The 12,641-nt window shown below is 64.8% G+C and carries 11 protein-coding genes; 7 read left to right on the top strand and 4 right to left on the bottom strand.

The window, feature by feature from the left end; all coding sequences use genetic code 11:
- Nucleotides 1-12 precede the first annotated feature (12 nt).
- The 6 genes from ACFY68_RS06050 to ACFY68_RS06025 all read left to right on the top strand — a co-directional run bounded on the left by ACFY68_RS06050 (nucleotide 13) and on the right by ACFY68_RS06025 (nucleotide 6,644).
- Nucleotides 13-1,251, top strand: coding sequence for a c-type cytochrome (locus tag ACFY68_RS06050; protein WP_387524463.1), 1,239 nt, complete (start codon nucleotides 13-15; stop codon nucleotides 1,249-1,251).
- A gap of 224 nt (nucleotides 1,252-1,475) precedes the next feature.
- Nucleotides 1,476-2,498 carry a LacI family DNA-binding transcriptional regulator gene (locus tag ACFY68_RS06045; RefSeq protein WP_346613441.1) on the top strand — a complete coding sequence of 341 codons (1,023 nt, stop codon included), beginning with the start codon at nucleotides 1,476-1,478 and terminating at the stop codon, nucleotides 2,496-2,498.
- Between the two features lie 67 nt (nucleotides 2,499-2,565).
- Nucleotides 2,566-3,345 (top strand): AP endonuclease, encoded by a 780-nt coding sequence (locus ACFY68_RS06040; RefSeq protein ID WP_387524460.1) that lies wholly within the window; start codon nucleotides 2,566-2,568, stop codon nucleotides 3,343-3,345.
- Entirely contained in the window at nucleotides 3,338-4,288 is a 951-nt protein-coding gene (locus tag ACFY68_RS06035; protein ID WP_387524457.1) for a sugar kinase, read from the top strand. The genes ACFY68_RS06040 and ACFY68_RS06035 overlap by 8 nt, the downstream gene beginning before the upstream one ends.
- Before the next feature lie 63 nt (nucleotides 4,289-4,351).
- On the top strand, nucleotides 4,352-5,644 hold the full coding sequence (locus ACFY68_RS06030) for an MFS transporter (RefSeq protein WP_387524454.1): 1,293 nt from the start codon (nucleotides 4,352-4,354) through the stop codon (nucleotides 5,642-5,644).
- A 10-nt stretch (nucleotides 5,645-5,654) separates the two neighbouring features.
- Nucleotides 5,655-6,644, top strand: coding sequence for a 2-hydroxyacid dehydrogenase (locus ACFY68_RS06025; RefSeq protein WP_387524451.1), 990 nt, complete (start codon nucleotides 5,655-5,657; stop codon nucleotides 6,642-6,644).
- Nucleotides 6,645-6,801: 157 nt separating this feature from the next.
- On the opposite strand, the gene ACFY68_RS06020 is transcribed toward ACFY68_RS06025, so the two are convergent.
- Nucleotides 6,802-7,989 (bottom strand): MFS transporter, encoded by a 1,188-nt coding sequence (locus ACFY68_RS06020; RefSeq protein WP_346613436.1) that lies wholly within the window; start codon nucleotides 7,987-7,989, stop codon nucleotides 6,802-6,804.
- Nucleotides 7,990-8,088: 99 nt separating this feature from the next.
- Here ACFY68_RS06020 and ACFY68_RS06015 point away from each other — a divergent pair, with 99 nt between their 5' ends.
- Entirely contained in the window at nucleotides 8,089-8,994 is a 906-nt protein-coding gene (locus tag ACFY68_RS06015; protein ID WP_387524448.1) for a LysR family transcriptional regulator, read from the top strand.
- On the opposite strand, the gene ACFY68_RS06010 is transcribed toward ACFY68_RS06015, so the two are convergent.
- From ACFY68_RS06010 to ACFY68_RS06000, 3 genes are all read right to left on the bottom strand, one after another.
- On the bottom strand, nucleotides 8,984-9,754 hold the full coding sequence (locus tag ACFY68_RS06010; protein ID WP_387524445.1) for a substrate-binding domain-containing protein: 771 nt from the start codon (nucleotides 9,752-9,754) through the stop codon (nucleotides 8,984-8,986). The two genes, ACFY68_RS06015 and ACFY68_RS06010, sit on opposite strands and share 11 nt — an antisense overlap.
- A gap of 24 nt (nucleotides 9,755-9,778) precedes the next feature.
- Nucleotides 9,779-11,071, bottom strand: a complete 1,293-nt coding sequence (locus tag ACFY68_RS06005) for an MFS transporter (protein WP_387524442.1) — start codon at nucleotides 11,069-11,071, stop codon at nucleotides 9,779-9,781.
- Nucleotides 11,072-11,205: 134 nt separating this feature from the next.
- The gene (locus tag ACFY68_RS06000) at nucleotides 11,206-12,579 is read right to left on the bottom strand and encodes an APC family permease (RefSeq protein WP_387524439.1); all 1,374 of its coding nucleotides are present in this window, start codon (nucleotides 12,577-12,579) and stop codon (nucleotides 11,206-11,208) included.
- Between the last annotated feature and the right edge of the window lie 62 nt (nucleotides 12,580-12,641).

Here is a 12,641-nt window from a genome sequence, read left to right as displayed (position 1 = left end):
GGAGCGATGAACATGAAGACACTGTTGATCGCAACTCTGATGTTTGGCGCAAGCATGGCTGTACAGGCCGATGACGCGCTGGTGAAAAAGGGCGAGTACCTGGCCCGTGCCGGTGACTGCGTGGCCTGCCACACCGCCAAGGGCGGCAAGCCGTTCGCAGGCGGGCTGCCGATGGAAACCCCCATCGGCACCGTGTACTCCACCAACATCACGCCCGACGCCACTGGCATCGGCCAGTACAGCTTCGAAGACTTCGACCTGGCCGTGCGCAAAGGCATCGGCAAGGACGGCAGCACGCTGTACCCCGCCATGCCGTACCCGTCTTACGCACGGGTCAGTGACGGCGACATGCGTGCGCTGTACGCCTACTTCATGCAAGGCGTGCAGCCCGTCGCCCAGCCGAACAAGGCTACGGACATCCCCTGGCCCCTGAGCATGCGTTGGCCGCTGGCGATCTGGCGTGGCCTGTTCGCGCCAGAAGTGAAAGCCTGGCAAGCGCCGGCCGAAACGGACCCGGTGGTAAACCGCGGCGCCTACCTGGTCGAAGGCTTGGGCCACTGCGGTGCCTGCCACACACCGCGGGCGTTGACCATGCAGGAACAGGCGCTGAGCCCCGCAGACGGTGAGCAGTTCCTGGCCGGCAGTGCGCCGCTCGAAGGCTGGATCGCCAAGAACCTGCGCGGTGACCACAAGGATGGCCTGGGCAGCTGGAGCGAGGAGCAGCTGGTGCAGTTTCTCAAGACCGGCCGCAGTGACCGCAGCGCCGTGTTCGGCGGCATGAGCGATGTGGTCGAGCACAGCATGCAGCACCTGAACGATGCCGACTTGACCGCTATCGCCCGTTACCTGAAGACGCTGCCGCCAAGCAACCCGGACGACCAGCCGCATGTCTACGACAAGCAGGTGGCAGAGGCGCTGTGGAAGGGGGATGACAGCAAGCCTGGCGCGGCGGTGTACATCGACAACTGCGCGGCCTGCCACCGTACCGATGGCCAGGGCTATACCCGGGTGTTCCCGGCGCTGGCCGGCAACCCAGTGGTGCAGACGGCCGATGCCACCTCGCTGATTCATGTGGTGCTGGCCGGCGGCACGGTGCCAGCGACCCACGCCGCGCCGTCGAACTTCACCATGCCCGCATTCGGCTGGCGCTTGAGCGACCAGGAAGTGGCTGAGGTGGTGAATTTCATTCGTCGTAGCTGGGGGAATCAGGGCAACCCCGTCTCGGCCAGTGACGTGAAAGCCATTCGCTAATGTCTGTGGGAGCGGGCTTGTCCCGCGAATGCGCCGGTCGGAGCACCGGTGGAGTATGGCCAGGGCTTTGCCCTGGTTCGCGGGGCAAGCCCGCTCCCACAACGACGGGGCAATGACTGGTATCTGTTAGAATCCCGACGAACGGTAGGTGACGAAACCCCGCGGTTTTGATGTATTGAAACCGGTTTCATTCACGTCACCGACAATAATCACAAGGGACCCCAATGACCGACCTGCCTGCCCATACCCGCGAGCGCGTGACCATCAGCGAGGTGGCGCGTGTTGCCGGCGTCTCCAAGGCCACGGTGTCGCGCTACATCGGCGGCGACCGCCAACTGCTCGCCGAAGCCACCGCCACGCGCCTGGCAGAGGTCATCGAGCGCCTGGGCTACCGGCCCAACCAGATGGCCCGGGGCCTCAAGCGCGGCCAGACGCGGCTGATCGGCATGCTGGTGGCGGACATCCTCAACCCCTATTCGGTCGCGGTGATGCACGGCGTCGAAACTGCCTGCCGCCAGCATGGCTACAGCCTGGTGGTGTGCAACACCAACCGCGACGACGAGCAGGAGCGCCATCACCTGGTGGCCCTGCAGTCCTACAACGTCGAGGGCCTGATCGTGAATACCCTCGGCCGTCATCCGGGCGAACTGCTGAACCTGCAGCGGGATATCCCCATGGTGCTGGTCGACCGGCAACTGCCCGAGCTCAACGTCGACCTGGTCGGCCTGGACAACGCCGACGCCATCGAACAGGCCCTGGACCACCTGCAGGCGCGTGGTTACCGCGACATTCTGGCAGTCACCGAACCGCTAGACGGCACCAGCTCCCGCCTTGAGCGGGTGCAGGCGTTTACGGCTTCGATCAGCCGCCGTGCCGGCATGCGTCAGCAACTGCTTGAAGTCGATGCGCACCTGCAAGCCGGGCTCGGCGCCTTTCTGGCTGGCAACGGCCACGGCCCGCAGGCGATCTTCACCTTCAACGGCGTGGCCACGTTGGCGGTGACCCGCGTGCTCCACGACACTGGCTGCCAACTGTTCCAGGACGTCGGCCTGATTGCCCTGGACGAACTGGACTGGTACCCGCTGGTGAGCAGCGGGATCACCGCGCTGGCTCAACCCACCGAACGCATCGGCGTTGCTGCCTTCGATTGCCTGCTCGGCCGTTTGCGCGGCGAGAGCGGGGCGCCACGGCGCATCGACTTCAAGGCCGACCTGATTATCCGAGGCTCCACACACCCACGCGATTAACCCACGGGCAGCAATGCTGCCCGTTGCTTCATATCAAAATGAAACCGGTTTCATAAGGACAAAAACAATGCACGCGAACCCCGTTTCCATCAGCCTTTCCAGCTACGGTGCCGACCTGGTTCGGCAGCAAGGCCAGGAGAGCTTTCTTGAACTGCTGGCCGCCGCTGGCGTAACCCGTGTCGAATGGCGCGAAGAGCTGTTCGACGACGCCCCGGACGCCGCAGCGCTGTCTGCGGCCAGCCACGCGCTGGGCCTGGAATGCCTGTACTCCTCGCCACTCGAACTGTGGACGCCCGACGGCCAGCTCGACCCACGCCTGCCTGCCAAGCTGGCGTTGGCACGGGCGTTCGGCGCCGTGGCCCTGAAGGTGTCGCTGGGGCATTATCACCCCCAGCTCGACCTGACGGCCTTGCAGGCGCTGTTGCACGACGGTGCCCCCGTATTGCTGGTAGAGAACGACCAGACGCCGCAAGGCGGGCGCATCGAGCCGCTGCTGCAGTTCTTCCAGCGCAGCGAAGCGCTGGTACTGCCACTTGGCATGACCTTCGACATCGGCAACTGGCAATGGCAGGGCGAATCTGCGTTACAAGCTGCGCAGCAGCTCGGTCGCTGGGTGCGTTACGTGCATTGCAAGGCCGTGCAGCGTGAGGCCAGTGGCCGCCTGGTCGCTGTTGTGCCGCAGGCTGCCGACCTGGTGGCCTGGGAAACCCTGTTCGATGAATTCACCCCGGGGCTGGTGCGCGCCGTGGAATACCCGCTGGCCGGCGCTGACCTGCTGGCACTGACCCGCGCCCAGGTCAACAACCTGGCGCGCATCGGCCTGGGTGAGGAGGTGAGCCATGCTTGAGCATGACGTGCTGTGTTTTGGCGAAACCATGGCCATGTTCGTTGCCGAGCAGGTGGGCGACCTGGCCAGCGTCGGCCAGTTCAGCAAGCGCATTGCCGGCGCCGACAGCAACGTGGCCATCGGCCTGGCCCGCCTGGGGTTCCGGGTGCGTTGGCTGAGCCGGGTGGGCGACGACTCGCTGGGCCGCTTCGTGCTCGACAGCCTGCGCCAGGAAGGGCTGGATTGCAGCCATGTGGAGGTCGATGCCAGCCACCCGACAGGCTTCCAGCTCAAGGGCCGCTGCGACGATGGCAGTGACCCGGTGGTGGAGTATTTTCGTCGCAACTCCGCTGCCAGCCACCTTTCGCCCGCGTTGCTCAGCCCGGGGTTGCTGCAGGCCCGCCACCTGCACGCTACGGGTATCCCGCTGGCGCTGTCGGCCGGCTGCAGGTCGCTGGCTCATGAGCTGGTGGAGCGCATGCGCGCCGAGGGCCGCAGCATTTCCTTCGACCCCAACCTGCGCCCGTCGCTGTGGCCCGACCGTACGAGCATGGTGCGTGAAGTCAACGCACTGGCAGTGAAGGCGCACTGGCTGCTGCCGGGGCTTGAAGAAGGCCGTTTGCTGACCGGCCTGCAAGCACCGGCCGACATCGCCGCGTTCTACCTCGAGCGCGGTGTGGAGCAGGTGGTGATCAAGCTGGGCGGCGAGGGTGCCTACTACCGTAACGCCCAGTGCGAGGGGCGTGTGGCCCCGGTGCCGGTGGCCAAGGTGGTGGACACAGTCGGTGCCGGAGATGCCTTCGCCGTCGGCGTGGTCAGCGGGTTGCTCGAAGGCCGCCCGCTGGCCGAAGCGGTGGCGCGTGGCAACTGGTGCGGCAGCCGCGCCGTGCAATCGCGCGGCGACATGGAAGGTTTACCGTTGCGCCACGAGCTGGAGGCATACGCGTTAGCCAAGAGTGCCTGAAACTTTGATCGCCGGTACGCCGGCCCTGCTGCGACAAAAACAACAAGCTCAGGAGCACGCATCATGCAATCGACAAGCCTGGCCCCACGCCGCTGGTGGTACATCATCCCGATCGTCTTCATCACCTACAGCCTGGCCTACCTGGACCGCGCCAACTATGGCTTTGCCGCAGCCTCCGGCATGGCCAACGACCTGAACATCACCCCCGTGCTGTCGTCCTTGCTGGGCGCGCTGTTCTTCCTCGGCTACTTCTTCTTCCAGGTGCCCGGCGCGATCTACGCCGAAAAACGCAGCGTGAAGAAACTGATCTTCGTCAGCCTGATCCTCTGGGGCAGCCTGGCGACCTTGACCGGGATGATCAGCAACGTCTACCTGCTGATCGGCATCCGCTTCCTGCTCGGCGTAGTCGAGGCGGCGGTGATGCCGGCGATGCTGGTGTACCTGTGCCACTGGTTCACCCGTGCCGAGCGCTCGCGCGCCAATACCTTCCTGATGCTCGGCAACCCGGTGACCATCCTGTGGATGTCGGTGGTTTCGGGCTACCTGATCAAACATTTCGACTGGCGCTGGATGTTCATCATCGAGGGCTTGCCGGCGGTGCTCTGGGCGTTCATCTGGTGGCGCCTGGTGGCCGACCGCCCGGCGCAGGTCGACTGGTTGAGCGAGCAGGAAAAAGCCGCGCTGCAAGCGGCCCTGGCGGCTGAGCAGCAAGGTATCAAGCCGGTGAAGAACTACCGCGAGGCGTTCCGCTCGCCGCAGGTCATCGTGCTGTCGCTGCAGTACTTCTGCTGGAGCATCGGCGTGTACGGCTTCGTGCTGTGGCTGCCGTCGATTCTCAAACAGGCGGCCAACGTCGATATCGTCGAGGCCGGCTGGTTGGCGTCGGTGCCTTACATGGCGGCGGTGCTGGCGATGGTTGGGGTGTCCTGGGCCTCGGACCGCCTGCAGAAGCGCAAGCGCTTTGTCTGGCCGCCACTGCTGGTGGCCGCGCTGGCGTTCTATGGCTCCTACGCCCTGGGTACCGAGCACTTCTGGGCGTCCTATGCGCTGCTGGTGGTGGCCGGGGCGTGCATGTATGCGCCCTATGGCCCGTTCTTCGCCATCGTGCCAGAGATCCTGCCCAGCAACGTGGCCGGTGGCGCCATGGCGTTGATCAACAGCATGGGCGCGCTCGGCTCGTTCGGGGGCTCGTGGCTGGTGGGTTATCTCAACGGTGCGACCGGTGGCCCGGGGGCCTCGTACCTGTTCATGTCCGGGGCACTGCTGACCGCAGTGGTGCTCACGGCCGCGCTGAAAACAACACAGACATCTGGCCAGGCCAAGCCCCGTGGCCAGCGCCTGGCAATCAGCCAATAGGAAACCGACCATGAAAAAGCGAATCGTCCTTTACAAGCGCCTGCCCGAAGCGTTGCTGGCGCGCCTGCAACAGCAGGCCGAGGTGACCTGGGTGGATACCACCGGCACAGACGGCCTGGCGCGGCTGCGCGATGCCTTGCCCGGCGCCCATGGCCTGTTGGGTGCCAGCCTGCGGCTGGACAGCAGCCTGCTGGACCTGGCGCCGCAGTTGCAGGTGGTGTCCAGCGTATCGGTAGGGGTGGACAACTACGACATCGCCGAGCTGACGCGCCGCGGTGTGATGCTCACCAACACGCCCGACGTGCTCACCGAAACCACTGCAGACACCGGCTTCGCTTTGATCCTGGCCAGCGCCCGGCGCGTGGTGGAGCTGGCCGGGTGGGTGCGTGATGGCCACTGGCAGGCCAACCTGGGGCCGGCACACTTTGGCACTGATGTGCATGGCAAGGCCTTGGGCATCGTCGGTATGGGGCGCATTGGCGAAGCCTTGGCCCGGCGTGGCGCCGCCGGGTTCGGCATGCGCGTGCTCTACCACAGCTCGCGGCCCAAGCCTGAGGTGGACGCGCGTTATGGTGCGCGTTATTGCGAGCTCGACGCGCTGTTGCGCGAAGCGGACTTCGTTTGTTTGACGGTGCCATTGAGTGCCAGCACCGAGGGTTTGATCGGCGCACGCGAGCTGGCGCTGATGAAGCCCGAGGCGATTCTGATCAACATCGCGCGCGGGCGAGTGGTGGATGAGCCGGCGCTCATCGAAGCGTTGCGGGAAAAGCGCATTCGCGCCGCCGGGCTGGATGTGTTCGTGCAGGAGCCGTTATCAAACGCGTCGCCGCTATTGCAGTTGGATAACGTGGTGGCGACGCCGCATATCGGTTCGGCAACCCTCGAGACACGCGAGGCGATGGCGCGCTGTGCGGTGGAAAACCTGCTGAGTGCGCTGTCGGGTGAGCGGCCGGTGAACCTGGTGAATGAGGGTGCCTGGAAAGCGGTCACCGGAGCATAAAAGGCTTGAATTGGGGCCGCGCTGCGGCCCATCGCCGGCAAGCCAGCTCCTACAGGTACAGCGCAAACCCCAAGCACTGCGCGGGCTCTGTAGGAGCTGGCTTGCCGGCGATGGGCTGCAAAGCAGCCCCAATAACGTCAGCTGAAGGGCCCTGGGCCTAGTGGCCGCCCTTCATGCGCCGTGCCACCAGGTAGATACCCAGCCCGGCCAGCGCGGTAGCGGCGCCGATGTAGCCGGTGCTGGTCCAGCCCAGCCCGGCACTGATCGCCATGCCGCCAAACCAGGGGCCAAGGGCATTGGCCAGGTTGAAGGCAGCGTGGTTGGAGGCTGCGGCCAGGCTTGGCGCCTCGTGGGCGATGTCCATCAGGCGGATCTGCAGCGGCGCTGCCAGGGCAATCATGGTGCCGACCAGGCCGATGCCCAGCAGAATCGTCCACAGTGAGTGCGCGGCGAAGGTGAAGAACAGCAGCACGGCGGCCGACCACAGCAACACGATGCCCACCGCGCGGAACTGCAGGCGGTCGAACAGTTTGCCGCCGGCGATGTTGCCGATGATGCCACCGGCACCGAACGCGGCCAGGCCGAACGGAATCCACTCCGGCGATACCTTTGTCACCTGCAGCATGGTCGGTGCCAGGTAGCTGAACACACAGAACATGCCGGCAAAACCGATCGAGGCAATCGCCAGCGCCATCCACACCTGGGGCAGGGTGAAGGCTTGCAGCTCCTTGCGCGGGTCGCTGCGCGGCTCATCGTGCGGCTGGGGCACGTAGCGCCACACCAGTGCGATGGTGCACAGCGCGATCACCCCCACCAGGATGAACGCCGAGCGCCAGCCGAAAAACTGGCCAAGGAAGGTTGCCACCGGGTTGCCCAGCAACATGGCCAGGGTCAGGCCCATCATCACCCTGGCCACCGCCCCCGCCCGTTGATTGGTCGGCACCATGCTCGACGCCACCACGGCGGCAATGCCGAAGTACGCGCCATGGGGCAGGCCGCTGATGAAGCGGAAGGCGACCATGCTGGTGAACGATGGGGCGAAGGCGGTGGCCAGGTTGCCAACCGCGTACAGCGCCATCAACAGCAGCAGCATGTGCTTGCGCAGCAGCTTGGCGCCGAGAATCGCCAGCGCCGGTGCACCGACCACCACGCCCAGCGCGTAGGCACTGATGGCGTGGCCCACCTGGGGTTCGCTCAACTGCAGGTTGCTGGCGATGTCGGGCATCAGCCCCATGATCGCGAACTCGCCGGTGCCGATGGCAAAACTGCCCAACGCCATGGCCGCTTCCATCTTGCCGATATCGCCTTTGGAGCGGGTGAGCGGCGGTAATTCCTGAACAGACATCTGAATCCTTAGCTGAATCGTTATTTGCTCGTTACATTTTGCATTAATTCGCTGTACTCATAAAATGGCTGAATCAATCCGCCTGTCCGAGTGCGCGCCATGGCCATCAATTTCGACCTCAACGACTTGCAAGCCTTCCGTGCGGTGGTCGACCAAGGCAGTTTCAGCAAGGCCGCGGACGCCGTGCGCATCTCGCAGCCGGCGCTGAGCCGGCGTATCGAAAAGCTTGAAGATGCGCTGGGAGTGCGGCTGTTCGAGCGCACCACGCGCAAGGTCAGCCTGACCCAGGCCGGGCGGGGTTTCATGCCCAGCGTCGAGCGTTTGCTGGACGACCTGGACAACGCGCTGCTGGGCATCAGCGAAGTGGCCTCGACGCGCCTTGGCCAGGTGACGGTCGCCTGCGTGCCGTCAGCGGCGTATTACTTCATGCCCCAGGTGATCGCCCATTACCACCAGCAATACCCGCGCATCAAGGTCAAGGTGCTGGACTCCAGCGCCCACGACGTGCTGAGCGCGGTGGTGGATGGCGAGGCGGATTTCGGCGTGAGTTTCATGGGCACCCTGGAAGCCGACGTGGAGTTCGAGCCGTTGGTGCAGGAGAGCTACGTGGTGGCGTGCCGGCGCGACCACCCGCTGGCGGGGCGCAGCAGCGTCAGCTGGGAGGCGTTTTACCAGCAGGACTACATCTCGCTGGGCAAGACCTCGGGCAACCGCTTTCTGCTCGATCAGGCGCTCAGTGGCATCGTGCCGCAGCGCCAGAGCATCTGCGAAACCCGCCACGTGACTACCATGATCGGCCTGGTGGAAGCCGGCCTGGGCGTTGCCGCCGTACCGTTGATGGCGATGCCGGCGGCGGACCACCCAATCCTCACCCGGGTACCGTTGACCGACCCGGTGGTCATGCGCAGCGTTGGCCTGATCAAGCGCCGGGGTCGTACGCTGACCCCGGCGGCGTTGGCGCTGGAGCGCCTGGTGGTGCAGATGAAAGCTGACGTCAGCGGCTGACCGAGTCCAGCCCGGTGGCCTGCACGTCCTGCTGCGCGCCTGGCGAGGCCAGGTAGTCGAGCAGTGCCTTGGCCTGGCGCGGGTGCTGCGCATTGACCGGGATGCCGGCAGCGAAGCGTGTCACCGATTGCACCGCCTCGGGCAGCTTGCCGACAAAGCTCACGCCGGGCACCGGCAGCAACTCGCTCACCTGTTGCATACCCACCTGGTAATCACCCTTGGCAACCACCGAGCCTACCGGGATTTTCGGCACCATCGTGGCTTTGGGCTTGAGCTGGTCCTCGATGCCCAGGCGTTTGAACAGCTGGTTCTCGACGTACACACCGCTGGCACTGTCCGAATAAGCCACCGAATTGGCCGCCAGCAGAGTCTGTTTCAGCGCCTCCACCGAACCGATATCCGGTTTCGGCGCGCCAGCGCGCACCACCATGCCGATCCGCGAATCGGCCAGCTCCACCCGAGAAGCCGGGTCGACCTTGCCTTGCTTGATCAGCTCATCGAGTGCGTAGCCGACCATGATGACAACGTCGGCCTTTTCGCCGCGGGCAAGGCGGTTGGGGATGGCTTCGGGCGCCTTGCCCATCGACGGCCCGAGGCTCGTTTCCAGGGTATTGCCGCTGGCTGCAGCGAATTTCGGGCCCAGCAGCTGGTACGCCGCCGTGAAGCCGCCGGAGGTCATCACCTGCAGTTGTTCTGCCTGGGCGGCGGTGGCCAGGCCGGCACTGGCCAGCAAGGCGATGGATTGCAGTAATTTACGCATCGTTGTGTTCTCGGGCAGTAAGGTTCAAGACATCGCCGGTTGCAGGCGCCCGCTGGCGCGGCGATAGAGGAACAGCGTTGCACCCAGCGCGCAGAGCGCCGCGAAACTCATCCAGTAACCTGGCGCTGCCTTGTCGGCGGTGTACTGGATAAGGAAGGTCGAAATCGCCGGGGTGAAACCACCGAATACGGCCGTGGCCAGGCTGTACGCCAGCGAGAAGCCGGCAACGCGCACTTCGACCGGCATGATTTCGGTCAGCGCCGGGATCATCGCGCCGTTGTACAGGCCGTAGATAAACGACAGCCACAGCAGCACCAGCAGCATGTGCAGGAAGCTGGGCGCGTTGACCAGGTAGTCCAGCGCCGGGTAAGCCGTGGCCAAGGTCAGCAGGGTCATGGCGATCAGCACCGGGCGGCGCCCGATGCGGTCGGACAGCGCGCCGCCCAGCGGCAGCCAGATGAAGTTGGAGACGCCCACCAGCAAGGTCACCAGCAGCGCATCGGAGGTGCTCAGGTGCAGCACGGTCTTGCCGAAGGTGGGCGCATACACGGTAATCAGGTAGAACGCCGTGGTGGTCAGCGCCACCATGAGCATGCCGGCGAGCACTGTCGTCCAGTGTTGCAGCAGGGTGCGGAATACTTCGGCCATGCCTGGGCGATGCTTGCGTGCGGCGTACTCCTCGGACTCCGCCAGGTTACGGCGCAGGAAGAAAATGAACGGCACGATCAGGCAGCCGACGAAAAACGGAACGCGCCAGCCCCAATCAGCGATCATCGCCGGGGCCATCCACTGGTTCAGGCCAAAGCCCAGCGCCGCCGCAACGATGATCGCCACCTGCTGGCTGGCAGACTGCCAACTGGTGAAGAAGCCTTTGTTGCCGGGCGTGGCGATTTCCGCCAGGTACACCGAAACGCCGCCCAGTTCAGCGCCCGCCGAGAAGCCTTGCAGCAGCCGCCCCACCAGCACCAGCGCCGGCGCGAGCAGGCCGATGCTTTCGTAGCCGGGCACCAGCACGATCAATATCGTGCCGCTGGCCATGATCGACAGGGTAACGATCAGGCCTTTGCGCCGGCCCACTTCGTCGATGTAGGCACCCAGCACCACGGCACCCAGCGGGCGCATCAGAAAGCCCGCGCCGAACACGGCGAAGGTCATCATCAAGGATGCGAATTCACTGCTGGCAGGGAAGAACACCGCCGCGATCTGCGTGGCGTAGAAACCGAAAAGGAAGAAGTCGAACTGTTCGAGGAAATTGCCCGAGGTGACCCGGAAGATTGCACCGGCCCGGGAACCGCCGGAGGAGGTTGCTGCTGTCATTGCCTGTACTCCATACCGCTTTTGTGACGTGCGCCGGCGGGAGACGGCGCACGGTTCTTATTGGCGGAGCATGGTGCGGCAGGGTGATTGATATGAGAATTGCATTGTTCGCATTGATTGATGTGCAGCCTGGATCAATCCGCCATCTGCAGCTCCGGCAGTTTCACGCGGAACGCGCGGGTCAGCCCCAGCAGGCACAGGAAGCCTGCGCCCATCCAGCACAGGCCGATGGTGAACGACATGCTCGACAGGCTGCTCCATAGCCACAGCGTGCTGAGAAAGCCCAGGGCCGGTATGCCGCCATACAGCAGGTAATTGCGCGAACCCCGCAGCTTGCTGTCGACCAGGTAATGCTTGACCACCGCCAGGTTGACGGCCGAGAAGGCGAACAGCGCACCGAAGCTGATCATGTTGGCGACGGTGTCGAGGGTGATGAACAGGGCGACCAGCGACAGCGTGCTGACCAGCATGATCGCCGTGGCCGGCACGCGCTTGCGCGTCGCCAGCTGGCCGAACACCCGGGGCAGGGCGCCGTCGCGGCCCATGGCGAACAGCACCCGCGACACGCTGGCCTGGGACACCATGGCCGAGGCAAAACACCCGGCCACGTAGGTGGCGGTGAAGCCTGTGACCAGCAGCTCGCCACCCACCCGGCGCATGACATCCACCGAGGCCGAGTCCGGGTCGGCGAACGTGGCCCATTGCGGGAAGACCATCTGCGCGAAGTACGACACCAGCAGGAACAGCAGGCCGCCGATTACCGACACCGCCATGATTGCCTGGGGGATGCGCGTGGTCGGGTTGCTGGTTTCTTCGGCCATGGTCGACACCGCGTCAAAGCCCAGGAACGACAAGCACAGCACCGCTGCACCGGTCATGATCAACGGCACGCTGAAGCCGTCGTGGTGGAACGGCGCCAGCAGCGAGACCGGCTCGGCCTGCCCGGCCAGGTTGCGCACCGACAGGGCGACGAAGACGACGATGAACACCAGCTGGGCCACCACGAGTATCCAGTTGACCCGGGTGATCGACTCGATGCCGATCAGGTTGAGGAAGGTGACCAAGGCAATGGACCCCAGCACCCATACCCAGGCGTGCACCGCCGGGAAGTACTCGGACATGTAGATACCGATCAGCAGGTAGCTGAGCAGCGGCAGGAAGATGTAGTCGAGCAGCAACGTCCAGCCGGCGATGAAGCCGAAATGGCTGCCGAACGCCTTGCGCGTGTAGGTGTAGACCGAGCCGGAGTAGGGGTGTGCCTGAACCATGCGGCCGTAGCTGTAGGCGGTCAGCAGCATGGCGGCGAGGGTCAGCAGGTAGGCGGTGGGCAAATGCCCCTTGGTCATCTGCGTTACCAGCCCGTAGGTGGTGAAGACAGCGAGCGGGACCATATAGGCGAGGCCGAACAGCACCAGCGCGGTCATGCCCATGGATTTTCTGAAGCGGCCGGCGGAATCGGGTTGCGACGCAGAGTGGGGTGGATGGGCTGTAGTTGTTGTTGTATGCATTGCTGACTCCTGGTTTTGGATGCAGGACGCCGCAATATGCGAGCGGGCTCGATACTGTGGGT

The organism is Pseudomonas sp. NPDC012596, from assembly GCF_042902325.1.
Taxonomy (GTDB): domain Bacteria; phylum Pseudomonadota; class Gammaproteobacteria; order Pseudomonadales; family Pseudomonadaceae; genus Aquipseudomonas.
The sequence above is the reverse complement of the archived record's forward strand: the minus strand, read 5'-3'. Positions and strand labels throughout refer to the sequence as shown.

Bases quoted from the DNA above. Each gene is read 5' to 3' on its own strand.
- ACFY68_RS06050 (WP_387524463.1), top strand. From the start codon at position 13: ATGAAGACACTGTTGATCGCAACTCTGATGTTTGGCGCAAGCATGGCT.
- ACFY68_RS06045 (WP_346613441.1), top strand. From the start codon at position 1,476: ATGACCGACCTGCCTGCCCATACCCGCGAGCGCGTGACCATCAGCGAG.
- ACFY68_RS06040 (WP_387524460.1), top strand. From the start codon at position 2,566: ATGCACGCGAACCCCGTTTCCATCAGCCTTTCCAGCTACGGTGCCGAC.
- ACFY68_RS06035 (WP_387524457.1), top strand. From the start codon at position 3,338: ATGCTTGAGCATGACGTGCTGTGTTTTGGCGAAACCATGGCCATGTTC.
- ACFY68_RS06030 (WP_387524454.1), top strand. From the start codon at position 4,352: ATGCAATCGACAAGCCTGGCCCCACGCCGCTGGTGGTACATCATCCCG.
- ACFY68_RS06025 (WP_387524451.1), top strand. From the start codon at position 5,655: ATGAAAAAGCGAATCGTCCTTTACAAGCGCCTGCCCGAAGCGTTGCTG.
- ACFY68_RS06020 (WP_346613436.1), bottom strand. From the start codon at position 7,989: ATGTCTGTTCAGGAATTACCGCCGCTCACCCGCTCCAAAGGCGATATC.
- ACFY68_RS06015 (WP_387524448.1), top strand. From the start codon at position 8,089: ATGGCCATCAATTTCGACCTCAACGACTTGCAAGCCTTCCGTGCGGTG.
- ACFY68_RS06010 (WP_387524445.1), bottom strand. From the start codon at position 9,754: ATGCGTAAATTACTGCAATCCATCGCCTTGCTGGCCAGTGCCGGCCTG.
- ACFY68_RS06005 (WP_387524442.1), bottom strand. From the start codon at position 11,071: ATGACAGCAGCAACCTCCTCCGGCGGTTCCCGGGCCGGTGCAATCTTC.
- ACFY68_RS06000 (WP_387524439.1), bottom strand. From the start codon at position 12,579: ATGCATACAACAACAACTACAGCCCATCCACCCCACTCTGCGTCGCAA.